The sequence below is a fragment of the Pectobacterium aquaticum genome, assembly GCF_003382565.3.
Taxonomy (GTDB): Bacteria; Pseudomonadota; Gammaproteobacteria; order Enterobacterales; family Enterobacteriaceae; genus Pectobacterium; species Pectobacterium aquaticum.
In genome coordinates this window covers 330,712-357,585 of record NZ_CP086253.1, presented here as the reverse complement: position 1 = coordinate 357,585, position 26,874 = coordinate 330,712, and the positions used below count along the sequence as shown (strand labels likewise).

The following is a 26,874-nucleotide window of genomic DNA, read 5'->3' as shown; positions in this document are numbered from 1 at the left end:
TGTGTCTGTTAAGGGGAGCCGCTCGGCTAATAGTGGTCACTTAAGCCCGTTATTAGGGGAAACACAGGGGGAGGTTCCCGCAGGGACGCCTCACCCCTGTGGTCGCCCCGTGTATCTCGATGCTTAAACGATCGGCATTAAGCCAATCGGCTCCCTTTATCATCATGCAATCTATAGCCTGCGAATTTTTCTACTAAACTAAAATCATATGCCTGTTCCTGCGTGGGATTACGTTCCTCTCTGCCCGTGATATGAACAGGTCGCCCATCCCGTTAACCCTATGATATTTGCATGGATTAATGGATATAAAAGGAGAGTGAGATGACGCAACCGAAAGTTAAACTGGCGGACGGCAATATCATGCCCCAGATGGGCCTTGGTGTCTGGCGAGCAAGCAGTGAGGACACAGTGATCGCCGTGACTGAAGCATTGTCCATCGGTTATCGGGCGATCGATACCGCCGCGATTTATAAGAACGAGGAGGCCGTTGGTCAGGCACTGAGTGCCGCGAACCTGCCGCGTGAAGAGGTGTTCATCACCACCAAGCTCTGGAATGGCGATCACACCGATCCCCAAAAAGCGCTGGAAGAGAGCCTGAGAAAACTTCGGTTAGATTATATCGATCTCTACCTGATTCACTGGCCGCTCCCGCAGCAGAACACCTTCGTGGATGCCTGGCGTGGACTCATCAAACTCCAAGAGCAGGGTCTGGCGAAAAGTATCGGCGTCAGTAATTTCCATACTCACCACTTACAGCGGTTAAAAGAAGAAACGGGCGTCTTGCCGGTCATCGATCAGGTCGAGCTGCATCCTCTTCTCCAGCAAAAGCAACTTCATTCCTGGAACGCCACGCACCATATCCAGACCGAATCCTGGAGCCCGCTGGCGCAGGGTGGCGCAGGCGTCTTCGACCATCCCATTATCCGTAAACTGGCGAGCAAATACGGCAAAACGCCAGCACAGATCGTGATCCGCTGGCATCTGGACAGTGGGCTGGTGGTGATTCCTAAATCGGTCACGCCGTCGCGTATCAAGGAAAACTTCGAGGTGTTTGATTTCCGTCTGGATAAAGACGAGCTTAGTGACATTGCCAAGCTGGACTGTGGGAAACGTCTGGGATCAGACCCTGATGAACCCAGAAACGACTAAGAACTCATCCCATTAGTGCTACTGGGATCGACTCTATCCCCCTTCGATGCCAGCCTTCACCGAGCTGGCATTTTTCTTCTCATCCTAATCAGCAAACTGAATCTCATACACGTCGCTACGGCAGTGTGCTTCGCTGTATTCCAACAGTTCACCCTGTTCGTTATAAACATGCAGTTGGCAATACAGCGCTGGGGACTCCGCCACGATACCAAGAAGCGTGGCAATGTCTGCCGTACAGGCAATCGCTTTGAAACGATAGCGTTTTTTGTCAGGCGCTATATCACGCGTCATCCAATACTGATAGAGAGACTGCTCAAGCGCTTCGGGGTCGGGTAGGAATTCTTGCGGTATCCAGGTCGTTTCCAGTGAAACGGGCTCGCCATTACTGAGCCGGACGCGTCGCAGATAGGTGACAGCCTCGCCTTCCGGCAGAGACATTTTCGCGGCAATGGCGGCGGATGGAATCTGTATTGTCTTTTCTAACCACAGGCTGCCAGCGACGCCGCCTTGTTTCAATATCAGCGCGGTGAAACCTTCATCCTCGGCGCTCAACGTGTAGTTAAGCCGTTGGGCCACGCGGGTTCCCACCCCTTGTTGTCGCACAATCAGCCCTTTTTCTTCCAGCAGCGACAAGGAACGGGAAACCGTTACGCGCGACAATCCCAACTGCTGAGCAATCAGTCTTTCGGCGGGTAAGAACTGGCCAGATAACGTCTTACGACGGCTGATTTCTGATTCAAGCAACGACGCGAGCTGCATGTAGCGAGGCGCCGACGGCGCTCCAGCCAGTTGATCCCTGACCCAAAGCAGTAATTCCCGCATAGTGCAGCCCTTTTAGTGACGCAGCGTTCTGGCTACGTACAGGTTAAAACAGAAAGTGGACCTGATTTCATGACGAAACGAAACGCACGGGCTCTGGCATTGTTGTAATAAAAAATGTTCTTTTAGCACAATCCGATCCGAAGCAGCGCACGACGCAAAAACGCTATTCACCCTTAATTAATAGCAACATCAATATGTAAGGTATCGTCCGCACAGCTTCGCATCTTTAATTTTCGTTTGTCTGAATAGAGGTGGATCACATTAAGAAACAGATGAGTCTCGGAAGCGTTGCCGTCTGACAAGCGAGCGGTGCGTCAGACGGGGCGGGCGTCACATTTGCCACGGTGGAGGGTAACGCAGAGAAACCGGCAGGCTATCGGTTGGTTTACATCGCAGACTGTACGATGAGCTGTCCCGTCGAACCGCGATCGGCCAGTTCCAGCGTCTGGCTGTAATACAGGAAAGGGAACGCCATTGAGGAGGGCTGCGTGAAATAAACTAACAGCTCGACATCGTTATCCACCCACACCGTATCTTTCCAGCCGCTGTCTTCCACCGCCGGTGGTCTACCATTCGCACTGCGCACTAGGAACTTGACGCCCTGAATGTGGAAAGCCTGCGGCGTGTCAGCGTGGATTATCCAGCGCTCACAGCGGCCAAGCAGGGTTTGTACATCGGCACGCGTCATGTCCCACATCGCGCCGTTGATGCCGGGCAGACTGTCACCCAGCCGGAATTCGCGCGTGCGGCTAATGCTGCCTTCAATGATGTTGTCGGCCAGTAAACGCATCGGCAGGTTATCCGTGACTAATGGCAACAGCCCCGTCGGCTTCAGCGTGAGTATTTGAGTCGAAATCAGCATGCTGGAAGGCTCAAACAGCCCGCGCAGACGATCCATAATCCCAGCCGACTCACCTGCCGTTAGCGTGACGTCTTCGCCTTGCGACATGTCGACCAGTATTTCGCGCCGTTCGCCGGGTGCGAGAGAAAGCTGGTTCACCGCCATCGGTGCAGGCAGCAACCCTTGATCGCTGGCGATCACACGCATCGCTCGCCCATCGCTCAACCGCATCACGTAACGCCGGGAGTTCGAGGCATTCAGCAATCTCAGGCGAACCCAGCCACGGGACACTTCAACAAAAGGATTTTGCACGCCGTTGACGAGCAGCGAGTCCCCCACAAATCCACCGTTAGAAGGCGGGTTATAGAGAGGAACACCAAAGTTATCCAGTCGTTTATCCTGAATAATCAGTGGGAAATCATCAACACCGTAGTGATTGGGAAGCGGTAAGGATTTACTGGTGCTGTCTTCCACCAGCCAGAGCCCAGCCAGCCCGTTATAGATATGCGGGGCCATGCGGTTCGGCGTATTCGCATGATACCAGCAGGTCGCTGCTGGCTGACGAACGGGCAACACCGGTGACCAGTCGCTTCCTGGAGAAATGATACGAGCCGCGCCACCGATCAACGGCCCCGGCACCTGCAACCCACCGATCGTCATCGCGACAGGCTCATTCAGGCGGTTACTATAAATCAGCTTAACGTCATCGCCGTCATAGACCCGCACCGTCGGCCCTAAATAGCGGCCATTGATTCCCCAAATGGCGGTCTTACGGTCACCGGAAAATGCCCAATGGGCACGTTGCATGGTTAGAAAAAGAGGCTGGCCTCGGCGCGACTCCAGTAATGGCGGTATCGGCAATGCGATGGGATTCCCACTGGCTTTCGCCACCCGTGGTGTCATACCCGCGCATAACGCAAAGCCCGATGCCTGAATAAACTGACGTCGGCTGAGTGACATAATGACTCCGTAACTCCAATAAACCGTAAGCAAAGTTTATCTTCCGATTCGTTCTTGAATAGGCAATCGGAAGCAATAATCGCGTAACTCGATGGGGTAAGTTTATTTTTTGTCTGCTGCTTCGCGTGCCGCGACTTCCGCATCCAGCTCCGCAATCCTAGCAGCCATCACATCATGGCAGTGTGCAGCCAGTTCGCGAACCTGCTCTTTGGTATATCCGCGGGTATCGATGGGTGGCAACATTTCTACGATAACGAGTCCGTTATTCCAGCGGTTCAACTTCACCTTGTTGCTGGTCGTAGAAACGCAAATCGGCACAATTGGCACGTCTGCGCTAATCGCAGCATGAAAGGCACCGGTTTTGAATGGCATCAGGCCGCGTCCACGGCTGCGCGTACCTTCAGGGAACATCCAGATAGACGTGTTGCGCTCTTTAATATGCTTCACGACTTGGGTAATGGTGCCATGCGCTTTGGCGCGGTTTTCACGGTCAATCAGCAAGTTACCCGTCAGCCAATAAAGTGGCCCGAAGAACGGGATCCACAACAGGCTTTTCTTGCCCACGGTAACGGTACGAGGCTGAACCGCGCTAGATACCGTGACCATATCGTAGTTGTTCTGATGGTTCGCGATATAGATGCAGTTGCCGTAATGCGCCGCTTCTTCCGGTATCCGCATTTCTACTTTCAAGCCAAACACCACAGACAAGCGACCAAAAAGATGGCCGAAGGTCGCGACATGGCGGGGATTTCGAGGGCTGAACAGGCAGTAAAACAAGCCAAAAATACAGATCAAAATCGAAAATATAATGACAATAAAAAAACGCAAAATGGATAACATAGCAACCTCATGAGCCGACAGCCGCCGCTAGTATAGCGATTCCGCGCTAAAACACACGGTGATTCAATTTGCAGCGGGATGGCAACCAGAAACTAAAGAAAGGCGATATGACACCGCCTTTCTCAACATGCACAAGACAATACGGAAGCGTTATTCTTCACTGCTGCCGGTGGTGTCAACCTGCTGGGGTGCATCCACCTCAATCCGGTCAATACCTTTTAACCCACGCAGCAACGTGCCTTTCAGTCCGCGTTTGCCCTGATAATTCTGAAAATCATTGGGGCGTAGCAACTGCTTGCGCTTACCAACGTAGAGCGTGACAGAAGCCTGCGGCGGTAATAGAAGCAACTGAGCCAGACGATCTTTGCCTTCCGCAAAATCAGCCGAAGAGATGGAGACAATCTTGTTGCCCTTGCCTTTCGACAGCTGTGGCAGCTCGGATACAGGGAACAGCAGCATTCTGCCTGCGGCAGTGATCGCCATCAGCAGATTATCGTCGCCGTTGATCTCGATCGGTGCCAGCACCTTCGCATTATCCGGCAGCGTGATCAGCGTTTTTCCTGCGCGGTTACGCGTAACCAAATCACTGAAGGTACACACAAAACCATAGCCTGCATCCGATGCCATCAGTAGCAGTTGATCGTCTGCGGCCATCAGCACTTGTTCCACCTTCGCACCCGGCGGCAGCGTGCGTTTACTTGTTAGCGGTTCACCCTGACCACGAGCAGAAGGCAACTCATTCTGATCCAGTGCATAGCTGCGGCCAGTAGAGTCAATAAACACCACAGGCTGATTGCTTTTCCCTTTCGCTGCATCACGGAAGCTATCACCCGCTTTATAACTCAGCCCAGTTGGGTCGATATCATGCCCTTTGGCACTGCGTACCCAGCCCATTTCCGACAGCACAATGGTGACCGGTTCGGAAGGCGTTAACTCGTGCTCGTTCATCGCTTTGGCTTCGCTGCGTTCATGCAGCGGAGAACGACGATCGTCACCATAGACTTGCGCATCGGACTGAATTTCTTTCTTAATCAGGTTACTGAGCTTACGGTCTGACGCCAGCAGTGCTTGAAGCTGATCGCGCTCTTTTGCCAAATCGCCCTGCTCACCGCGGATTTTCACCTCTTCCAGTTTGGCCAAATGACGTAATTTCAACTCCAGGATTGCTTCAGCCTGTGTTTCACTCAGGCTGAATTGGCGCATCAGAACGGGCTTCGGTTCATCTTCCGTGCGGATGATATGAATGACTTCGTCAATATTCAGGAACGCGATCAGCAAGCCTTCAAGGATATGCAGGCGCTTGAGCACTTTTTCCAGACGGTAGTTAAGACGGCGGCACACGGTATCGCGACGGAAGACCAGCCATTCACTCAGGATCTCGACCAGCCCTTTCACGCTCGGGCGACCATCCAGACCGATCATGTTCATGTTAACGCGATAGCTTTTTTCCAGATCGGTCGTGGCGAACAGGTGGTTCATCACCTGATCCATATCGATCCGGTTCGAGCGCGGCACCAATACCAGACGGGTTGGATTCTCGTGATCCGATTCATCACGCAGGTCTTCGACCATCGGCAGCTTCTTCGCACGCATCTGGCTGGCAATCTGCTCCAGCACTTTGGCACCAGAAACCTGATGTGGCAGCGCGGTAATGACGACATCACCGTCTTCTTTCTTCCACACCGCACGCATACGTACGGAACCACGGCCATTCTGGTAGAGTTTGCGCACTTCATCGCGTGGCGTGATGATTTCGGCTTCTGTTGGGAAATCCGGCCCTTGAACATGCTGCAATAACTCTTCCAGCGAGGCCTTTGGGTTTTCCAGCAGCATCACTGCGGCGGCGGCGACTTCACGCACGTTGTGCGGCGGTATGTCCGTGGCCATCCCAACGGCGATTCCGGTGGTGCCGTTCAACAGAATGTTAGGCAGACGCGCAGGCAGCATCTTCGGCTCTTGCATCGTGCCATCAAAGTTCGGGGTGTAATCGACCGTACCCTGCCCGAGTTCGGACAGCAGCAGTTCCGCATATTTGGACAGCCGCGATTCGGTATAACGCATGGCGGCGAAGGATTTCGGATCGTCCGGTGCCCCCCAGTTCCCCTGACCATCCACCAGCGGATAGCGGTAAGAGAACGGCTGCGCCATCAGCACCATCGCTTCATAGCAGGCGCTGTCGCCGTGCGGGTGGTATTTACCCAGCACGTCACCCACGGTACGGGCGGATTTTTTAAACTTGGCGCTGGCATTCAGTCCCAGCTCGGACATCGCATACACAATGCGACGCTGCACAGGCTTCAGGCCATCGCCAATGAACGGCAATGCCCTGTCCATGATGACGTACATGGAATAATTTAGGTATGCATTTTCGGTAAACGTGCGCAGCGCAAGGCTTTCTGCGCCGTCATGAGTCATCTCACTCATTTATCTCACTTCCCTCACATCGCGGCGCGATGGTTACGCTTTCCGGCACGCCATAGCGGCGGTATATTTGGCGAGAATAGTACCTTATCTAATGAGGTGATGTCACAGGGAACCATTCGCAGGGAACCGCGCCACAGGAGTGAGTCACGTACTTCTTTAGCCAGTATCCAGAATGAGCCCGGGTACTCGCGGTTAAGCGCGTCATCATCGTCCAGCTCGTAGTGTTCGGTTTCATAAGTCAGTCATTTCGTTACGCCTCATTGAGGCATAGCCAGTCGCTTCCATTTTGATAGCAACCATCCCGTTTCATTAAGAATTATTCATCATCGTTGCAACAACAGATGATAATGCTTAGCATATTGATAATAGTTATCATTACCACATGATAATTAATGTTATTTGCCGTTTTGCATTTCCCTTGCAGACGTTAGCGACCAGCACGCCATGTTTCCCCAACGCCGCTGGCCAGAACAACCTTATAGCAGAGTATCATTATGTTAATTAACAAGAATTTAAATAAAATTCTTCTCACCGGCATCTTGACTGGCGTTGCGCTGAACGGGATGGCAGCGGATAGCACCACAGGTAACAACGCACTCAACGTGAAGAATCAAGACGATTCGGCGTCGAAAACGGGACAGACTGACGATGTGATGACGGTTCACTCGCCAAAAGTCGAGAAAAAAGCCGGTTCAATTACGACGCTGACTGCCGCAGACATGCAAAGAGAAGGCGGCAACAATTTTGGCACGATCATGCGTTATCAACCTTTGGTGAGCGCAACAGGGTCCAGCGGCGGCAGCAATACAGGGAAAAGCGGCTTCGACCGCGGCGGTTACACGGGCTACAACATTCGCGGCATTGAAAGCAACCGTGTAGCGATCGATACCGATGGCATCGCCCTGCCTAATGCCACGGGCCGCAGCTACGCCAGCCGTGCCGGATTCAATACCTTCGGCATGGGACGGGACTATATCGACCCTTACGTGTACAGCAGCGTCGATATTGAGTCGGGCGTCACCTCCGCAGAAAATACTGTCAACGCACTCGGGGGCAGCGTCTCCTTTCGGCCAAAATCTGCCGATGACTATCTGAAAGCAGGCAAGCAGGACTACTTCGGTTTTCAGAGCGACTACGATTCCGCCAACCATGGTTGGCATAATGGCATCACCGCAGCAGGCGGTGATGACGAATTGCGCGGCGTTGTCGTACTCAGCCGCCGTGACGGCCAGCAAACGCGTAATAACAGCGACGAGATCGCCGCTTACCCTGCCAACTGACACTCTAACGCTATTTTGGCGTCCGGTATTTGGCAGGCCAACGACGAGCATCAGCTCACTGGTACGCTGGATTATTACCATAAAACCAATCATACCCATTATGACTACTGGGGTAGTCTGCCAAGCGGCAACAACACCATTTATGGCACGGCGCAACAGAGCAGCCAGACACGCCGCTGGACCGCCAGCCTGAAAGATCGCTGGACGCCCGTCAACAACACGCTGGTCGATTTGGTTGATAGCCGCATTTACTTCCAAAACAGCGAATCACACGACAATACCTGGCTGCCCGCAACCACAGGGATGGCGGCAGCAGATAGCCACCGCGTCTATTCTGACTACAATGTCACCACCTATGGATTCGATACCCATATGGTGAAAAGCTGGGATCGCCACGAGTTCAGTTGGGGCCTTAACGCCAGCCAAAGCAAAACAGAGCGTCCGTTCAGGCAGTCGCCTAACCAAACGGGTGCCAACAACATCATGCAGCCGGAAGCTGACAGCAACAGCTATACCGTCGGCGGCTTTGTGCAGGATACCGCTACGTGGGATCTGGCAGGGCACGCCTTCTCGGTTGTCCCTGCCGTGCGCACTATCCATCAGCGTACCAAACCGACCAATACAGTTCGTTTGAGCGGTGACGGCAGCGTCATCAGTGAATCCGATGTCAACAGACTGTACGGCAAAGCCAACAGCGATACGCAAGTCCTGCCTTCTTTGAGCTTCCTCTATGACATCACGCCGACGCTAACGACCTATGTGCAGTACCGCCGTGGCGCGCAGTTCCCGGATGCCAGCCAGCTTTATGGCAGCACCAACCTGGATGCCAACTATGCCGGACCAGTTCAGTATGCCTTTATCGGCAATAGCGACCTCAAGACGGAAACCAGCAACAACGTAGAGTGGGGATTAAAAGGGGAAGTGACGGAGGGGATCACCTTCCGTACCGCGCTGTTCTACAACACGTATAAGAACTTTATCGCCAATACCCGCTACCGTCGTAGCGCCAACCCCGATAAATTCGTCAATGTGCCAAGTAATATCAGCACGATATATCAGGCGGAAAACCGCGATAAAGCCTACATCTACGGTGGTGAGGTCAGCAGCAAAATACAGCTAGGTACCTGGTTCCCAGCGGTTGATGGGCTCAGCACCACGCTGGCGTTTGGCTACACCAAAGGCCAATCGCAATCGCGCTACCTCGGCGACCGCTATGTCGATCTCGACAGCGTTGCGCCAATGAAAGCCGTGGTAGGTATCGCCTATGACGATCCTTCCCAACGCTACGGTGCTGCCCTGACGTCTACCTTCCAGAAAGGTAAGCAGGCGAAGGATACCAGCCGCGAAAGCTATACCAATGCTGGCAACGCGATCGCCACCTCGAATACCGAATATATGCGGATTCCCGGCTATGGCATGGTTGACCTGACCGCCTACTATCGCGTGACCAAAAACGTGAAAGTCAACGGTGGCGTGTATAACCTGACTGACCGTAAGTATTGGGATTATCTCAGCAGTCGTCAGATTGAAACCAACGATCGGCAGGGACAGTATGACCGCGCCCTCTCCGTGCAGCCTGGTCGTTCCTTCCAACTGGGTGTGAATGTGGACTTTTAATCAATAGTGTTATGCGCGAGCGCGCATTTTGCTGATTAACGCAGGCACCTGGACGAACACTTTGCCAGATCGACGTTTTAGGTACCTTTCTACCGCTGTGGGCAACGCCTCACAGCGGATTTTCTGTGAGTTCCTCGCTCATAAAATCGAGAAAGCAGGTAATGCGCGCCACTAGCTGACTATTGCGATAATACACCGCGTGACTTTCATAAACGAATATACCTGCCTCGATGAGGTGTTTACTCAAGCGTTAGACCTCGATCTCCGCCTTATCGCCTTTCTCTTGCAGCCAGTTGCGGCGATCTTCCGAACGTTTCTTCGCTAGCAGCATATCCATCATCGCCATCGTCTGATCCATATCCTCTTCGCTGATGGTCAACTGCACCAGACGGCGAGTATTCGGATCCAGCGTGGTTTCGCGCAGCTGTAGCGGATTCATTTCACCCAGACCTTTAAAGCGCTGTACGTTCGGCTTGCCTTTCTTGCGCTTAAGCTGTTCCAGCACGCCCGCTTTTTCCTCTTCGTCCAGCGCGTAGTACACCTCTTTGCCCAGATCGATACGGTACAACGGCGGCATGGCGACATAAACGTGTCCGCCCTGAACCAGCGCCCGGAAATGGCGGACAAACAGCGCGCACAGCAGCGTGGCAATGTGCAGACCATCGGAGTCCGCATCCGCCAGAATACAGATCTTCCCGTAACGCAGTTGGCTGAGATCGGCACTGTCAGGATCGATACCGATCGCGACTGAAATATCATGTACTTCCTGCGACGCCAAGACTTCATCGGAGGAGACTTCCCAGGTATTCAGGATCTTACCTTTCAGCGGCATGATCGCCTGAAATTCACGCTCGCGCGCCTGTTTCGCCGATCCGCCCGCCGAATCCCCTTCCACCAGGAACAGCTCCGTCCGGTTGAGATCCTGCGAGGTACAATCCGCCAGTTTGCCTGGCAACGCCGGCCCGCTGGTCAGCTTTTTACGCACCACTTTTTTGGCGGCGCGCATACGGCGCTGCGCGCTGGAAATCGCCAGCTCAGCCAGTTGCTCCGCAGCCTGCACGTTCTGGTTCAGCCACAGGCTGAAAGCGTCTTTCACGACGCCGGACACAAACGCGGCACACTGACGAGAAGAGAGACGCTCTTTGGTCTGCCCGGCAAACTGCGGTTCCTGCATTTTGACCGACAGCACGTAAGCACAGCGTTCCCAGATGTCATCTGCACTCAGCTTCACGCCGCGCGGCAGAATATTGCGGAATTCGCAGAACTCACGCATCGCATCCAGCAACCCTTGGCGCAGGCCGTTAACGTGCGTCCCGCCCATTGGCGTCGGGATAAGGTTAACGTAGCTTTCCGTCAGCAGCTCACCGCCTTCCGGCAGCCAGAGCAGCGCCCAGTCCACGGCTTCAGTATCGCCAGTAATCGACCCTAGAAACGGTTTTTCCGGCAGCGTGATCAGGCCATTTATCGCTTCGCACAGGTAGTCCTTCAGGCCATCCTGATAGCACCAGCGCTGTTCGGTGTTGTTAACTTTATCTTTGAAGATGATTTCCACACCGGGGCATAAGACCGCTTTGGCCTTCAGCAGGTGCGTCAAACGGGATACGGAAAAACGGGGGCTGTCGAAGAACTTCTCATCAGGCCAGAAATGCACGCGCGTACCGGTATTGCGACGTCCACAGGTGCCAGTGACGGTGAGCTCTTGCACTTTGTCACCGTTTTCAAACGCGATGTCATGAACCTGACCGTCGCGCTTAACAGTGACTTCAACACGGGTAGACAGGGCGTTCACCACGGAAATCCCTACGCCGTGCAAACCGCCCGAGAACTGGTAGTTTTTACCGGAAAATTTGCCGCCCGCGTGCAGGCGACACAGGATCAGCTCAACGGCAGGTACGCCTTCTTCCGGGTGGATATCCACCGGCATCCCACGGCCGTCATCAATGACTTCCAGCGACTGATCGGCGTGCAGAATCACATCAATACGGCGTGCATGGCCCGCCAGCGCTTCATCAACGCTGTTATCTATGACCTCTTGTCCCAGATGGTTAGGACGCGTGGTATCGGTGTACATTCCCGGACGACGGCGCACCGGTTCCAGTCCGCTGAGTACTTCAATCGCATCAGCGTTATAACTTGATTGAGCCATAGTTTGCGTTAATTCTTTGAGTTCAGTGAATGGTGTTTAACGAACCGCTTTCGGCGCTTCGTTTTTCAATGCCTATGTGTGGTGATTCAGTCTGTCGTGAGCCCTAAAAAATTCACAATCGGTGTGAAAAAGTGCTCAAATCCGACAAAGGCATGATTGCCCCCTGACTCCACAGTTTGACGGCAGGCCGTGTAATACGCGACTGCCTGACGATAGTCCAGAACCTCATCCCCTGTCTGCAACAGCAGCCAGAGCAAATCCGGCGATTCCAGTCGGTCAACCTGCATGACCTTCAGATCGTAAACGTGCCGAGACTCTAGCACATATTGTTCACCGGTGTAGGGGTTCTGATAGTCGCCGAGATGGTCCAGCAACAGTTCAAACGGCTTCACCGCAGGATTCACTACCACGGCAGGCAGCATAAAACATTGGGATAGCCAGGTGGCATAATAACCACCGAGGGAAGAGCCAACAATGCCCACCGGACGACCGGCCCGCTCCATAATCAGCGACTCCATCATCTCAGCTGCTTCCGACGGATACGGTGGAAGCTGGGGAATCACCATGTCAATTTCAGGGTGCCGCTCTGCCAGCCACGTTTTCAGGGCCGTCGCTTTCGCCGACTGTGGCGCACTGTTGAAGCCGTGCAGATAAAGAAGCGTTGGCATTAGTAACCGTCCGAATCCATGTCAGGCAGAAATTCGCTGCCTGAGAGACGATAGACCTCGGTTTCCAGACGGCCATCCGGCAGCAGGTCCAGATAGCGCCAGCCCGGCGCCACATCATCAATCGTGAAGTTAGTGCAGTGCGGTTTGAACTGTACGCAGGTCGACGGCGTGGCCAGTAAGCGGCGACCATGCCAGTCAAAATCCATTTCCTGATGAATATGCCCACACAGCACGGTGTTCACCTGTGGATAGCGATCCAGTACCGCAGAAAGATTATGCGCGTTACGCAAGCTATGCTGATCGAGCCAGGTACAGCCGGAAGGATGCGGATGATGGTGCAGCAACAGCAGCGTAAAGCGGTCAGGCTGACTTTTCAGGCTGCGCTCTAACCATTCAAGCTGGTATTCGCTCAGCTCACCGTGCGGCACGCCGAACACCTGACTGTCCAATAGTATGATCTGCCACTTGTCGCCCAGCAGCACATGCTTGGACGGTGCAATGCCGGCGTCAGCCAGCGCATCGACCATCGCCGGTTGGAAATCGTGGTTACCCGGAAGCCATACGCAAGGTGCAGGGATATGCGCAATCCCGCGTGAGAAATGGTGATAGGCTTGCAGCGTGTGATCCTGTGCCAAATCGCCCGTCGCGACGATCAAATCAAACGCATCCTGCCGAGCCTTGATGGCATTCAGCACAGCGTGATAGCTACGATAGGTGTTGATACCCAGCAAGGTTTCATGCTCGCCCGCAAAAAGATGGGTATCTGTTATTTGTAAAATCCTGACTCTGGCGCCACTCGCCACAGGCAGTGTCAACAGGCTTTCCAAATGGTGTCCTTGGTTACGTAAATCTGTCTCTACCCGTCATCTTTCAAATTGCAGAATACGTTGGTTTCCCTTGGTGGCTCGCCAGCCACTTTCCTGCGTGTTGAAATCTATTGGGTATCAAAAACCGGTATCGACATCGAACCATACGCCAAACAATACTTTAGCCAATCAGCAAGAAACTGATTAATTTGGTGCTTTTCGTCACGTTGATGTAACTTCTTATTCGGATAATCATAACGTGCTTTGAAGCGAAAGATCTGCTGGCTGGCACACACTTCCGCAACCAACGCATCATGATACAACCTAACGCTCATCATTGGCAGGCTCCAATAGCTGACAGTGGGCGCTGTCTGCTTAATTTCCACCAATGAGGTATAGCGAGTAGACTCAAGAATCGTCAGTTGATAGACCGCATTATTGACGTGATAAACCGCGATTTCGCCGACTTCATCATTTTTTGGCAGCAAACGCCGCAATTGCATGAAGTTGGTTTCACATAGCCTCATCATGGCTGGGAAATCCGGAGTATAACGTTTCATAAATTCAATCCACCCACTCACGTTTCAGTTCTTCATGGTGCAATGCCAACCATTGCAAGGCAATGACAGACGCCGCATTATCAACGATGCCTTCTTCAACCCATTGATAACTTTGTTTACGGCTCACCACATGTACGCGGATATCTTCATTTTCTTCCGCCAGGCCGTGAATCCCTTTCGCCGTACGCGTATCCACTTCGCCCACCATCACCGCCAAACGCTCACTGGTGCCGCCGGGGCTAGCAAGATAGTTGATTATCGGTCGGCAACGGCCAACCCTTAACCCCGCTTCTTCCTCTGCTTCGCGCCGCGCCACCTCTTCGTGGCTTTCTCCTGGCTCAATCATGCCAGCCACCAGCTCAAACAGCCAGGGAGACGCGCTGGTGTCGTAGGCAGCGATACGAATCTGTTCTATTAATACCACTTCATCACGCACCGGATCGTAAGGCAACAGCACCACAGCGTGACCGCGCTCTAAAATCTCACGGCTGACTTCACCGCTCATACCACCATTAAACAGGCGATGACGGAAACGGTAACGCTCCAGCGAAAAAAAACCGTCGTACAGCGTTTCGCGTGCAATAATTTCTACATCATCTTTAGTGAAAGTAACCGAACTGGATGCGGAAGACGACATGGCTGTACTCCTGTAACAAGTATTAATAGAATCCGGTATTGTATGGCGGAATCCGCTGTCATTATACTCATCATTGTTTTTGAACGTTTATTAGGCGTGACGTCAGCCAAGTGAGGGGAATTCTCACCCATCGCATCACTTTGCGGTGCCTTACTAAACAGCAAAGCGCCGCACTGAATCATCCAACAGGTCAATTTACCTGACCCTGTGGGCATATTCCGCTGAAAGATGGCACGTTCAGCTACCTTATCCTATTGGCAGATTCTGATAGAATCGACAATTATTCGTCTACAGACAGCGCTACCATAGCGAGATTGCTGCACAACAAGGAATGCAAATGAAGAAATTGCTCCCTCTTCTTATTGGTCTGAGCCTGGGCGGTTTTAGCGCCATGAGTCAGGCGGAAAACCTGTTACAGGTCTACCAGCAGGCAAAAAGCACCAACCCTGATTTACGCAGCTCTGCGGCAACCCGCGACGCCGCGTTTGAAAAAATTAATCAAGCGCGCAGCCCGTTACTGCCGCAGTTGGGAATCAACGCAGGTTATACCTACAACAAAGGTTACCGCGACAGTAATGGCGTCAACAGCAATGAGAAAAGCGCAGCATTGCAGCTAACCCAGACGCTGTTCGACATGTCCAAATGGCGTGCGCTAACGTTGCAGGAAAAACAAGCGGGTATTGAAGACGTCACCTATCAAACCGCCCAGCAAAATCTGATGCTGAACACGGCAACAGCCTATTTCAACGTGCTGCGCGCCATTGACTCCCTGTCCTACATCAGTGCACAGAAACAGGCGATTTATCGCCAGTTAGATCAAACAACACAGCGCTTCAACGTGGGTCTGGTGGCAATTACCGATGTCCAGAACGCCCGTGCACAGTATGACAGCGTGCTGGCCAATGAAGTGTTAACGCGCAATACGCTGGATAACGCGTTGGAATCACTGCGTCAGATTACTGGCAACTTCTACCCGCAGTTGGCTGGGCTCAACATCGAGCGTTTCTCTACCCAGAAACCTGAAGCGGTTAATAACCTGCTGAAAGAAGCCGAAAACCGCAACCTGAACCTGTTGTCCGCACGTTTGAGTCAGGATTTGGCGCGCGAGCAGATTCGCTCCGCCGAAACAGGCTATATGCCAACGTTGGATCTAACCGCCTCAACGGGCGTGAGTGATACTCGCTATTCCGGTTCTCGGACGAATAACAGCAACTCGTTTAACGATTCAGACGCAGGGCAACACAAAGTGGGGATCAACTTCACTCTGCCACTTTACAGCGGTGGCGCAACTAACTCTCAGGTGAAACAGGCGCAGCACAGCTACGTCAGTTCCAGTGAACTGCTGGAAAGCGCACACCGTTCTGTTATCCAGATAGTACGTTCATCGTTTAACAACATTTCTGCGTCCATCAGCAGCATCAACGCTTACAAACAGGCTGAAGTGTCTGCACAAAGCTCTCTGGATGCGATGGAAGCCGGTTATCAGGTAGGAACGCGCACCATCGTTGACGTGCTGGATGCCACCACCACGCTGTATAACGCCAAACAACAGCTCTCCAGCGCACGTTATGATTACCTGATCAATCAGTTAAACATTAAGTCCGCGCAAGGCACGCTGAATGAAAATGATCTGCAGGCACTGAATGCGTCGCTGGGTCAACCGGTGTCAACCACACCGGCCGTAACCGACAACAGCGCTCCGCAGGCCACTACCGCCTCGGCACAACGTTAATCGGTAGCTACGTTTACAAGTATAAAATAGAGGGGAACCACGGTTCCCCCTTTTTATACCCGCGCTTTCCCCACAAAATAACGCGACAGCACCAGAACACAGGAACCGTCTTCTTTCTTTATAAAGCGAAACGTTGCACGACAGAATGTATAGCAACGTAAATGCACCTCCCGTTACACCTATTGCCGCTTTAAATTCAAGCAGCGTTCCCCTATTCTTAGGCACACTTATTGGTTATTGGCCGTGATGCTTTGCTCTGGGATAAACACGATGAAACGTACAAAAAATATTAATCAGGAAACGTTCCGCAAGGAATGGCGGACGCACCGTCTGGCACCTGTTGCTTTGGCCGTCAGCGCCGTATTTTTCCTCGCGGGCTGCGAGCAAACTGATGAAACCGTCTCCCTCTACCAGAATGCGGATGACTGTTCTTCCGCTAACCCGTCAATGGCTGCCCAGTGCACCACTGCATACAATAATGCGTTAAAAGAAGCAGAAAAAACGGCACCGAAATACGCCACGAAAGAAGACTGTGTAGCAGAATTTGGTGAAGCGCAGTGTACTCAAACACCTGCACCGGCGCAGGCCGGTATGGCAGCAGAATCTCAGCAGGGCGGCGGTATGTCCTGGATGCCCTTGATGGCGGGTTACATGATGGGTCGAATGATGGGTGGCGGTGCTGGTTTCGCACAACAGCCACTGTTCAGTCCAAAAACGCCAACCAGCCCGGCCAATGGTCAGTTCGTTGATGCCGCGGGTAAAAACTACGGCAACGCCACCACAGGCCGCTCAATGACCGTGCCAAAAACCGCATTGGCGCCAAAGCCTGCAACCACCTCAACCATCACGCGTGGTGGCTTTGGTGAAACCGTCGCGAAGCAAAACAGCATGCAACGCAGCAGCACCAGTTCAAGTTCCAGCGCTTCCCGTAGCATGGGCGGCTGAGGCGTATCGAATGAAGCGGATAAATATTACAGCGCGCCCTGACTGGCAGGAAAAAGCCACCGAGTTTGGTTTTCGTTTCCACACTATGTATGGCGAGCCCTACTGGAGCGAAGAGGCTTACTACCAGTTCACGCTTGCTCAGATCGAAGAACTGGAAGAAGCCACCGCCGAGCTGCACCAGATGTGTCTACAGGTGGTGGAAAAAGTCGTCAACAGCGACGCGCTACTCGCCAAATTCCGTATTCCCAAACACACTTGGGAATTCGTCAGACATTCATGGCGCACCAATCAGCCTTCGCTGTATTCACGCCTCGATCTGGCGTATGACGGCAAATCTCCAGCCAAGCTGCTGGAGAACAATGCGGATACGCCGACGTCGCTGTACGAAGCGGCCTTTTTCCAATGGCTCTGGCTGGAAGATCAAATCAACGCCGGAAACCTGCCGCAGAATTCAGACCAGTACAACAGCATTCAGGAAAAGCTGATCGAACGCTTTGAGGAGCTAAAGCTCAATCACGGCTTCGGCTTGCTGCACTTCGCCTGCTGTCAGGATACGGAAGAAGATCGCGGTACGGTACAATACCTTCAGGATTGCGCGCTGGAAGCCGGTCTGCCGAGCGAGTTTCTGTACATCGAGGAAATTGGCCTCGGTGAGAAAGGCCAGTTTACCGACCCTGAAAATCAGGTAATTGGTAATCTGTTCAAGCTGTATCCGTGGGAGTTCATGCTGCGCGAGATGTTTTCCACCAAGCTGGAAGATGCCGGCGTGCGCTGGTTGGAACCGGCCTGGAAAAGCATCATTTCCAATAAAGCATTGCTGCCAATGCTGTGGGAAATGTTCCCAAACCACCCCAACCTGCTTCCTGCCTATTTCGCGGAAGATGAACACCCAGAACTAGACAGCTACGTCATTAAGCCGCTGTTTTCACGTGAAGGGGCGAACATCAAGATCGTCGAAAATGGCAAAGAGATTGCGTCAGCCGACGGCCCTTACGGCGAAGAAGGGATGATCGTCCAGCAGTACCATCAACTGCCAAAATTCGGCGACAGCTACACGCTGATTGGTAGCTGGCTGGTGAACGATCAACCTTGTGGTATCGGCGTACGTGAAGATCGCGCCCTGATCACACAGGATCTCTCGCGCTTCTATCCGCACACCATTCTGGATTAAGCATCAGAATATACTCTAAATAATTCGAGTTGCATGGCGGCGGCAAGAGAAGACATCCCGATGAGCTTACTCAGGTAAGTGATTCGGGTGACAAATCTGCCGAGAGCAGATTTGAACGCTGCCAGCAGCGGCCCTTTAGGGCGAGGCCCACGACGGGCCGAGTATTTAAGCGCAGCCAACATGCATGCAGCTTGAAGTATGACGAGTATATAAGGCACGGTGAGAACCGTGCCTTACTCATTTCCACCGCAAAAAAGCGGATTACCCCACCTGCACCGACAGCATACTCAGCGATCCCATTTCAAGCCCATCGACCGGAATACTGATTGCCTCTTTGCCGTCCCAGCCTCCCAGCACATAGAGCAGCGGGAAATAGTGATCGGGCGTCGGGTTGGATAATGCGGCACCGTCATGCTGCATAAAATTAACCAGCGGATGGTCGTCGCCCTGATAAGCCAGGTTATCACGCACAAATTGATTGAATGAGATAGCCCACGGATACGGCTCTGCATCACCATCCCATTTCACCATCCGCAGGTTATGCACGACGTTACCACTGGCCACAATCATGAAGCCTTCATCACGCAGTGCCGCCAGCTTGCGCCCTAATTCGTAGTGATATGCGGCAGGCTGCGTACCGTCCACACTCAGTTGCACAACGGGAATATCCGCATCGGGATACATCTTGATCAGTACGCCCCAAGAGCCGTGATCCAAACCCCATTGGCTTTTATCAGCGGTAACGGGATACGGCGCCAACACCTGCTGAATTCTCGCCGCCAATTCAGGCGAGCCGGGTGCCGGATACTGGGTATCGAACAGCGCCTGCGGGAAACCGCCAAAATCATGGATGGTGCGCGGGTTTTCCATCGCCGTCACAGCCGTACCACGGGTATACCAGTGGGCGGAAACCGCGATAACCGCCTTCGGACGCGGCAGCGTCTCACCAAGCCGTTGCCATGCCTGCGTATACACATTGTTTTCCAACACGTTCATCGGGCTACCGTGGCCGAGGAACAGTGCAGGCATCCGGGAAGTGTTGTTCATAGTCATATCCTCTGAAAGATGTCAGCGAGCGTGCAGCCGCACGCGATGGCCTTACTTTACGCGCTTTATGACACAGAAAAAGTCAGAGTTATGTGATGGAGAACATCAATTAATTTGAAAGGTATAATGCGGCAAGAAAAACCACCGACAGGGATAGGACTCGCAAAAGACCAGATTAAGCAGAGCGACCTTTAGTATCAGAATAAATCTGGCTACCTTCGCGCTTTCCAACGCCCATAACCATCACAGTAATGGTCTCATCCTGGACCAAATACACCAGCCTGTAGCCAGCGGACTTCAGTTTAATTTTATACTGGTCTTTACGGCCATGAAGTTGGGCTGAAGGAACACGAGGATTTTCCAAACGCTCAACCAGCTTTTTCTTGAACTGCTCCCGGACAGGGTGCCCTAATTTTTTCCATTCCTTCAATGCAGAAGGCACAAATTTTAACTTATAGGTCATCGGGCGAAATCTCTTCCGCGTCAGCTAGTTCTGACATCCGGTCATCAACGGTACGCCCCAGTTCGGCATCTTCAGCCAGTTCCATTAAATAAGCGAATACGGCAGGAGGCACACAGTAGAACGCTGGCTCATTCCGGTTCAGTATAGCGATAGTTTCACCTTCAGCAGCCCGTACCGTCCCCATCGGGTCACGTTTCAACTCAGTAATACTGGCGGCTGTGTTAGTCAGGATGTTGAAAGCCATAATTTCATTCACTCAATTCGGTTAGTCAAAGGTGACTTAAACACACTAATAATAGCACTTTTAAAAGCACTCATTATAGTATTTCCTAAGCATCGTTTTACACTGACCGTTAAGCCGCTTTCTTTCATAAAAAACAAAACCCCGCCGAAGCGGGGTTTTATGATGAAGGGAGTTGACCGTTAAGCCGGGTTCTGTCGTGGACAGTCATTCATCTAGGCCAGCAATCACTCACTGGCTCAAGCAGCCTACCCGGGTTCAGTACGGGCCGTACCATGTGAACCCCTATTTGGCCTTGCTCCGGGTGGAGTTTACCGTGCCACGAACTGTTGCCAGTCGCGCGGTGCGCTCTTACCGCACCCTTTCACCCTTACCTGATCCCACTTGCGTGGGCCATCGGCGGTTTGCTCTCTGTTGCACTAGTCGTAGGCTTGCGCCTCCCAGGCGTTACCTGGCACCCTGCCCTATGGAGCCCGGACTTTCCTCCCCTCCACCTGTCTCCCCCGAAAGGGACGGCAGCGAAGCGGCGACTGTCTGGTCAACTCCGGCGCGGATAATAGGGTAAATTACCCTACTTGTCATCCCCCGATTCACTGCTATCGCCTTCTTGCTCCAGCCCGTAGCGGTAAAGCGCGTTTTTCTTCACGCCGTGAATTTCAGCCGCCAGCGCAGCCGCTTTCTTCAGCGGCAGCTCAGCACGCAATAGCGTCAGCGTGCGCAGCGCTTCCGCCGACAGCGCGCTGTCATCAACCTGATGCCCTTCCACAATCAGCACCATTTCCCCTTTACGGCGGTTCTCATCTTCTTTCACCCAAGCCAGCAGTTCGCCCACGGGCGCGCCGTGGATAGATTCCCAGGTTTTGGTGATTTCACGCGCTAACACCACGTAGCGCTCGGCTCCCAGCACTTCGCTGATATCCTGCAGGCTGTCCAAAAGACGATGTGTGGATTCATAGAAAATCAGGGTGCGGGTTTCTTCCCCTAGCTCACGCAGCTTATCTTTGCGTCCTTTGGTTTTGGCAGGCAGAAAACCCTCATAGCAAAAACGGTCAGACGGCAAACCGGACGCGGAGAGCGCCGTGATCGCTGCGCAAGCCCCCGGTAACGGCACCACGCGAACGCCCGCTTCGCGGCAGCGTCGAACCAAATGGTAGCCGGGGTCGTTAATCAGCGGCGTGCCCGCATCGGAAACCAGCGCGATGCTTTGTCCTGACTGTAATTTAGCCAGTAACACATCCGCTTTTTGTTGTTCGTTATGATCGTGTAATGCGAACAGTCGCGCATTAATCGCAAAATGTTGTAACAGCAGACCGGTATGGCGGGTATCCTCTGCGGCGATCAGATCAACGCTCGCCAATACCGCCAGCGCACGCTGCGTGATGTCGCCCAGATTGCCGATTGGCGTGGGGACAATGTAGAGGGTAGATGCAGAAATGTCTGCTTGTTGGTCTTGATTCATTGTTTCATCCGGGTTGCCGATTTAATATTGAGCATCTTTAAAAAAAATCACTGGATACAGTATGCTTCCCTTTCATTTCGTCCGTACCCAGGCAGGGCGTGTTATCCCTGTTTTGTTAGCGGCACTGTTTCTCGCAGGCTGTCCAAGCCATGCACCGCAGAGCCCGCCACCCGAGGTTCAGGGCAAAGCTGACGCATCATCCGATTATTATCTGCAGCAGATGCAGCAAAGTAGCGATAATAACAAGGCTGACTGGCAATTACTTGCTATTCGTTCCCTGCTACAGGAAGGGAAAGCCCCTCAGGCAAGCCAGCAGTTCAACACGCTGCCAGAAAAATTGAGTGCGACGCAAAAGCAAGAACGGCAGTTACTCAGTGCGGAACTGTCCGTCACCCAAAACAATATGGATGCGGCCAAGGCAGCGCTGAGCCAGCTTGATGTGGGCGCGCTTTCCGATCAGCAAAAGCAGCGTTACTACCAGACGCAAATCAAAACAGCACAAGGGCGCCCTTCCATTGAGCTGCTGCGGGCCTATATCGCCCAAGAGCCGCTGCTGAAAGGCGACGAGCATCAGATGAACCTCGATCAAACCTGGCTGGCATTGACGCAAATGTCGCCACAGGAGTCGAACTCGCTGCTGATTAATGCGAATGAAAATGTGCTGCAAGGCTGGGTCGATCTGCTTAATAACTATCAGGATAACCGGACTTCTCCCGATCAGTTAAAGAGCGCGATTCAGGATTGGCAAACCCGCTATCCGCACCATCCGGCTACAAAAACGCTGCCTACGCAGTTGAATCAGGTCATTAACTACCAGCAGTCATCGGTGAACAGCATCGCCTTGCTGTTGCCACTCAATGGTCAGGCGCAGGTTTTCGCTAATGCCATCCAGCAAGGTTTTAACGCAGCAAAGAACGGTCAGATAGCCATCGCAGCCGTCTCTGCCTCTGTCGCACCACCATCGGATGCCACACAAACCGAACAGGTTACCCCTCCGTCAGGGGGGCAGAGTACCCAATCGCCCGCGCCGTACAGCGATCAGGCGGTAGCCTCCCCGACGCCTGCACCACAAGCACCGGCGACCAGCGCGGGGCTGTCCAGTTCGCTCCCAGTTAAAGTGTATGATACGTCTTCACAGCCGCTGGCGAATATTCTCAATCAGGCTCAGCAGGATGGCGCCTCGCTGGTCATCGGTCCGCTGCTGAAAAATGAAGTGGATCAGTTAACGAACAGCCAGTCACCGCTGAATATTTTGGCATTGAACCAGCCGGAACACGTCGAAAATAGCCCTAACATCTGCTATTTCGCCCTCTCTCCAGAAGATGAAGCCCGAGACGCGGCAAAATTTATCCATCAGCAGGGTAAACAGCAGCCGCTGGTCTTAGCCCCTCGCGGGGCGCTGGGCGACCGTATCATTAACGCATTCGCTCAGGCCTGGAACCAGCAAAGCGGCACCAGCGCTCTGCAACAGCGCTTTGGCAACACGGCAGAGTTAAAACAGGCCATCAATAGCGGCGCGGGCTTAAGCCTGAGCGGCCAGCCTGTTAGCGTGTCGCAGCAGCAGGCACCATCGGGCACCACCATCGGTGGCTTAACCATTCCTTCTCAGGTTCAACCGACGTCCACTTCGTCCGTAAGTGGCAACATTGATGCGGTCTATATCATCGCAACGCCAGATGAGTTGGCGCTGATTAAGCCGATGATCGATATGCGCACCACGTCACACGCACGTCCAGCGCTCTACGCCAGCTCACGTAGCTTCCAGGCTGGATTAGGGCCAGACTTCCGCCTCGAAATGGAAGGGTTGCAGTTCAGCGATATCCCACTGTTAGCCGGCGCTAACCCAGCGCTGATGCAGCAGGTCAGCAGCCAGTTTAAAAACGATTACTCGTTAGTCCGCCTGTATGCGATGGGGATGGATGCCTGGACGCTCGCCAGCCACTTTGGTGAAATGCGCCAGATTCCGGGCCACCAGATTCCTGGCGCTACGGGGATGTTAAGCGCAGGGCCGGATTGCACCATCAATCGGCAGCTAACCTGGCAGCAATATCGTCAGGGCCAACTGGTCCCCGTTCTCTGAATCAGCGAGCGGCTGGCGCAGTTTACGAACAACAGGCCCGGCGTTATCTTGAACGCGCGGGCCTGACCTTCACTGCGGCGAATGTTACGCTACGCGGCGGTGAACTGGATTTGATCATGCGCGATCGCCATATTTGGGTATTTGTCGAGGTTCGCTATCGACGCAACGCCCATTTTGGTGATGCCGCAGCCAGCGTCACCCGACGCAAACAGCAGCGGTTGTTGCACGCCGCCGCCGTGTGGTTGGCACAGCGAGGTGCCAGCTTTGACACGGTGGATTGCCGTTTTGACGTGCTGGCCATTACGGGCGATCGGTTCGACTGGATCCCCAATGCCTTTGCCGCACAGGGATAATATATCCTTGATGAATTTCAATTTACGTAGGTTAACTCAACGTGCTGGATAGAATAAAAGTTTGTTTTACCGAGAGTATTCAAACGCAGATTGCAGCGGCAGAAGCCTTGCCAGACGCCATTTCCCGTGGCGCGATTGCGATGGTTCAGTCTCTGCTAAACGGCAACAAAATTCTGTGCTGCGGTAACGGAACATCAGCAGCCAATTCGCAGCATTTTGCCGCCAGCATGATTAACCGCTTTGAAGCAGAGCGCCCCAGCTTACCGGCTATCGCACTTAATGCGGATAATGTGGTCTTAACTGCGATAGCGAATGACCGTTTGCATGAAGAGGTCTATGCCAAACAAGTCAGAGCATTAGGTCAGGCTGGCGACGTACTACTGGCGATTTCAACCCGTGGCAACAGCCGCGATATTGTTAAAGCTGTAGAGTCTGCCGTTACCCGCGACATGACGATTGTCGCCCTGACAGGCTACGATGGCGGAGAACTGGCTGGGCTGCTCGGGCCGCAGGATGTGGAGATTCGCATCCCATCACACCGCAGCGCTCGTATTCAGGAAATGCACATGCTGACAGTAAATTGCCTGTGCGATTTAATTGATAACACACTTTTTCCACACCAGAACGATTGAAGGAGCACTACATGAGGATAAGTTCTGCATTTGCCGTGCTGTCTGTCGCCCTGTTGCTACAAGGCTGTGTTGGGGTTGTTGCTGTTGGCAGTGCTGTGGCAACCAAAACGGCCACTGATCCGCGTACTGTAGGCACGCAGGTTGACGATGGCACACTGGAAGTCCGAGTGATGAATGCCATTAGCAAAGACGAGCAGTTGAAAAAGGATGCCCGTATCGTTGCAACGGCTTATCAGGGGAAAGTGTTGTTAACAGGGCAAGCGCCGAGCACAGAAATGGCAAGCCGAGCTAAGCAAATCGCCCTCGGCGTGGACGGCGCAGCCGAAGTCTACAACGAAATACGCCAAGGTACGCCAGTTTCAATGGGAACCGCCTCCATGGATACCTGGATCACCACTAAAGTTCGCTCGCAGATCCTGGCAAGCGACACGGTTAAATCCTCTAACGTCAAAGTCACAACGGAAAACGGTGAAGTTTTCCTGTTAGGTCTGGTGACACAGCGTGAAGGCACCTCCGCCGCAGAAATCGCCAGTAAAGTTGGCAGCGTGAAGCACGTCACGACGGCCTTCACCTACCTGCAATAACGCTGTTATCTCTTTAATATTTTGTCTTTTTAAAAAACCGCTGATGCCTTCATCAGCGGTTTTTTTATCTGTGCACTTTTTATCCCAGTTCAGGGACACATATCTTACCCGCTGAGATCAAGACGTAGCTGGATTAAGCAGCCAGAGCTCACGACGAGTTTCAACGCTGATATGACTCGGTTCTTTATCGCGCACACTCGCCTCCCCGGTGAGCAAGTCCGCAAAGCCCGCCTGCCTGATTTGCATCTGGTAACGCGGCGTTTTCAAACCACGTTCTGCCTGCAATAGCAGCGGAATCAAGCGGCTGCTTTGCCTGTCCATCGTTTTGCGCGGCCACGCCTTGTTTTCATCCAGATACGGTGCCATAAAATCCAGCGCCTTTATCACACTGCTTCCCTTCGGCGTGTGGTACTGCCAGATATTTTCGCCGACGCGGGAAGCTAGCATCGCCATATCCGTTATCGCCTGAAGGTTGAAGTAGCTGTAATGGAAAGAGCGGGTACGCGCCAGCTCTTCAGGCTGGGCACCATCTGGTTGCAGTTGGTGATCTAATTTCTCCCGCTGCAATTGCGCCATGGATTTCACCACGTCGATTTTTCCCAGATACCAGGCGATCCCAGCAACCTGTACGGCATACCAGCTACCGTGGTTGTTCTGGGCTGCAGCCTCTTTTTTCCCCAGCTTGCTGGTTTGTAACCAGTGCAGATAATCGCTCATCCATGTCTGCATCTGCTGTTCATCCTGCGCCGTCCAGCCCGGAGCGTGACGCAGCATAATCAGTGAATCGACGATGCAGGTGGAAAAATAACGCCCGTCCAGCACGCCCGAGCTTCTGCCCGGCGCGATGCCCGGCACGCCCTGCGCGAAGTCGAGGTTAGGGTTCATGCGCGTAGCGGGGTCGATAAACCAGGTACGGATCATCGACATGGCCTTGTCGGCATAAGCCTGTTTGCCAGAGAAGTACCACGCTAGCGTCAACGCCTGCGTTTGGGCAGTGAATTTTGCCAGTCTTACCCCATCGGTCTCCTCATCCTTACTGGCAGGGTTTACCTGCCCATCACGACGAATCCAAGGTAAACCATCAGCTTTGTCGGGATCGGGCCACCAGTAGGCGCTGAGGCTCAAATAATCATGCTTTGAACCACTGGGTGGCGTAGATTTCTTTTCCGTCACGCTGGGATTATTTATTTTCAGCGCGCGATCGGCTTGCGAAATAAGCTGCTCGTACGCCATTCGCGTCTGCGGCTTTTCCGTTTTCTGCTGTAGCTGCTGTTTCACCGAGGATAGCTGAGGCTGCTGCAAGAAGGCGTAGGGATTATCGGGGGATGACGCTTTAGGCTCCGCGTCCGCACGGGCAACGGAAGCCACACAACACAATGCAACCAGTAAACCTGACCAATAACGTAACCGCATACTT

At 53.2% G+C, this 26,874-nt stretch carries 22 protein-coding genes, 1 other RNA gene and 1 pseudogene; 9 read left to right on the top strand and 15 right to left on the bottom strand.

Annotated features, from left to right (window positions below):
* The first annotated feature begins 321 nt into the window (after window positions 1-321).
* Entirely contained in the window at window positions 322-1,149 is an 828-nt protein-coding gene (gene dkgA, locus DMB82_RS01630; protein ID WP_102117121.1) for a 2,5-didehydrogluconate reductase DkgA, read from the top strand.
* An 84-nt stretch (window positions 1,150-1,233) separates the two neighbouring features.
* On the opposite strand, the gene DMB82_RS01625 is transcribed toward dkgA, so the two are convergent.
* The 4 genes from DMB82_RS01625 to parC all read right to left on the bottom strand — a co-directional run bounded on the left by DMB82_RS01625 (window position 1,234) and on the right by parC (window position 7,036).
* Window positions 1,234-1,971, bottom strand: a complete 738-nt coding sequence (locus DMB82_RS01625) for a GntR family transcriptional regulator (RefSeq protein ID WP_102117120.1) — start codon at window positions 1,969-1,971, stop codon at window positions 1,234-1,236.
* A gap of 385 nt (window positions 1,972-2,356) precedes the next feature.
* A complete protein-coding gene (gene ftsP / locus DMB82_RS01620; RefSeq protein ID WP_116163566.1) occupies window positions 2,357-3,772 on the bottom strand; it encodes a cell division protein FtsP in 1,416 nt (471 codons plus the stop codon).
* Between the two features lie 102 nt (window positions 3,773-3,874).
* Window positions 3,875-4,612, bottom strand: a complete 738-nt coding sequence (locus DMB82_RS01615; RefSeq protein ID WP_116163564.1) for a 1-acylglycerol-3-phosphate O-acyltransferase — start codon at window positions 4,610-4,612, stop codon at window positions 3,875-3,877.
* Between the two features lie 150 nt (window positions 4,613-4,762).
* A complete protein-coding gene (parC, locus tag DMB82_RS01610; protein ID WP_102117117.1) occupies window positions 4,763-7,036 on the bottom strand; it encodes a DNA topoisomerase IV subunit A in 2,274 nt (757 codons plus the stop codon).
* A gap of 563 nt (window positions 7,037-7,599) precedes the next feature.
* Between parC and DMB82_RS01605 the strand changes: the two are divergent.
* A pseudogene (locus DMB82_RS01605) lies at window positions 7,600-9,933 on the top strand (TonB-dependent receptor domain-containing protein).
* 250 nt (window positions 9,934-10,183) lie between these two features.
* Here DMB82_RS01605 and parE read toward each other — a convergent pair.
* From parE to nudF, 5 genes are all read right to left on the bottom strand, one after another.
* Window positions 10,184-12,079: a DNA topoisomerase IV subunit B gene (parE, locus tag DMB82_RS01600; protein WP_116163562.1), complete on the bottom strand. Its 1,896-nt coding sequence runs from the start codon at window positions 12,077-12,079 to the stop codon at window positions 10,184-10,186.
* An 86-nt stretch (window positions 12,080-12,165) separates the two neighbouring features.
* Entirely contained in the window at window positions 12,166-12,747 is a 582-nt protein-coding gene (gene yqiA, locus DMB82_RS01595) for an esterase YqiA (protein WP_116163560.1), read from the bottom strand.
* On the bottom strand, window positions 12,747-13,574 hold the full coding sequence (gene cpdA / locus DMB82_RS01590; RefSeq protein ID WP_109224898.1) for a 3',5'-cyclic-AMP phosphodiesterase: 828 nt from the start codon (window positions 13,572-13,574) through the stop codon (window positions 12,747-12,749). Before cpdA ends, yqiA begins: the two co-directional genes overlap by 1 nt.
* Before the next feature lie 107 nt (window positions 13,575-13,681).
* A complete protein-coding gene (locus DMB82_RS01585; protein ID WP_039482244.1) occupies window positions 13,682-14,113 on the bottom strand; it encodes a DUF1249 family protein in 432 nt (143 codons plus the stop codon).
* A gap of 4 nt (window positions 14,114-14,117) precedes the next feature.
* Complete coding sequence (gene nudF / locus DMB82_RS01580) at window positions 14,118-14,750, bottom strand: ADP-ribose diphosphatase (protein WP_102117112.1); 633 nt, start codon at window positions 14,748-14,750, stop codon at window positions 14,118-14,120.
* Between the two features lie 337 nt (window positions 14,751-15,087).
* On the opposite strand from nudF, the gene tolC reads away from it, so the two are divergent.
* From tolC to DMB82_RS01565, 3 genes are all read left to right on the top strand, one after another.
* Complete coding sequence (tolC, locus tag DMB82_RS01575; RefSeq protein ID WP_116163558.1) at window positions 15,088-16,482, top strand: outer membrane channel protein TolC; 1,395 nt, start codon at window positions 15,088-15,090, stop codon at window positions 16,480-16,482.
* Between the two features lie 270 nt (window positions 16,483-16,752).
* Entirely contained in the window at window positions 16,753-17,427 is a 675-nt protein-coding gene (locus tag DMB82_RS01570; protein WP_102117110.1) for a DUF1190 family protein, read from the top strand.
* 10 nt (window positions 17,428-17,437) lie between these two features.
* Window positions 17,438-18,598 carry a glutathionylspermidine synthase family protein gene (locus DMB82_RS01565; RefSeq protein WP_102117109.1) on the top strand — a complete coding sequence of 387 codons (1,161 nt, stop codon included), beginning with the start codon at window positions 17,438-17,440 and terminating at the stop codon, window positions 18,596-18,598.
* Window positions 18,599-18,859: 261 nt separating this feature from the next.
* Here the strand turns inward: DMB82_RS01565 and ygiD are convergent, their stop codons facing one another.
* The 5 genes from ygiD to rsmI form a co-directional block, all read right to left on the bottom strand.
* Window positions 18,860-19,645, bottom strand: coding sequence for a 4,5-DOPA-extradiol-dioxygenase (gene ygiD, locus DMB82_RS01560; RefSeq protein ID WP_102117107.1), 786 nt, complete (start codon window positions 19,643-19,645; stop codon window positions 18,860-18,862).
* Between the two features lie 175 nt (window positions 19,646-19,820).
* A complete protein-coding gene (locus DMB82_RS01555) occupies window positions 19,821-20,108 on the bottom strand; it encodes a type II toxin-antitoxin system RelE family toxin (protein WP_039493031.1) in 288 nt (95 codons plus the stop codon).
* Window positions 20,098-20,352 carry a type II toxin-antitoxin system Phd/YefM family antitoxin gene (locus tag DMB82_RS01550; protein ID WP_039470361.1) on the bottom strand — a complete coding sequence of 85 codons (255 nt, stop codon included), beginning with the start codon at window positions 20,350-20,352 and terminating at the stop codon, window positions 20,098-20,100. The genes DMB82_RS01555 and DMB82_RS01550 overlap by 11 nt, the downstream gene beginning before the upstream one ends.
* A 164-nt stretch (window positions 20,353-20,516) precedes the next feature.
* An RNA gene (rnpB, locus tag DMB82_RS01545) (RNase P RNA component class A) lies at window positions 20,517-20,895 on the bottom strand.
* 25 nt (window positions 20,896-20,920) lie between these two features.
* Window positions 20,921-21,808, bottom strand: coding sequence for a 16S rRNA (cytidine(1402)-2'-O)-methyltransferase (rsmI, locus tag DMB82_RS01540; protein ID WP_116163556.1), 888 nt, complete (start codon window positions 21,806-21,808; stop codon window positions 20,921-20,923).
* A gap of 61 nt (window positions 21,809-21,869) precedes the next feature.
* On the opposite strand from rsmI, the gene DMB82_RS01535 reads away from it, so the two are divergent.
* Genes DMB82_RS01535 through dolP form a run of 4 tightly spaced genes read left to right on the top strand, consistent with a single transcriptional unit; the run spans window position 21,870 to window position 25,457 of the window.
* Window positions 21,870-23,888 carry a penicillin-binding protein activator gene (locus DMB82_RS01535; protein WP_116163554.1) on the top strand — a complete coding sequence of 673 codons (2,019 nt, stop codon included), beginning with the start codon at window positions 21,870-21,872 and terminating at the stop codon, window positions 23,886-23,888.
* Entirely contained in the window at window positions 23,885-24,241 is a 357-nt protein-coding gene (locus tag DMB82_RS01530) for a YraN family protein (protein ID WP_116156379.1), read from the top strand. The genes DMB82_RS01535 and DMB82_RS01530 overlap by 4 nt, the downstream gene beginning before the upstream one ends.
* Before the next feature lie 41 nt (window positions 24,242-24,282).
* Window positions 24,283-24,873: a DnaA initiator-associating protein DiaA gene (gene diaA, locus DMB82_RS01525; RefSeq protein WP_005975525.1), complete on the top strand. Its 591-nt coding sequence runs from the start codon at window positions 24,283-24,285 to the stop codon at window positions 24,871-24,873.
* 11 nt (window positions 24,874-24,884) lie between these two features.
* The gene (gene dolP, locus DMB82_RS01520) at window positions 24,885-25,457 is read left to right on the top strand and encodes a division/outer membrane stress-associated lipid-binding lipoprotein (RefSeq protein ID WP_102117104.1); all 573 of its coding nucleotides are present in this window, start codon (window positions 24,885-24,887) and stop codon (window positions 25,455-25,457) included.
* A gap of 117 nt (window positions 25,458-25,574) precedes the next feature.
* Here the strand turns inward: dolP and DMB82_RS01515 are convergent, their stop codons facing one another.
* Entirely contained in the window at window positions 25,575-26,870 is a 1,296-nt protein-coding gene (locus DMB82_RS01515; RefSeq protein WP_102117103.1) for an alginate lyase family protein, read from the bottom strand.
* Between the last annotated feature and the right edge of the window lie 4 nt (window positions 26,871-26,874).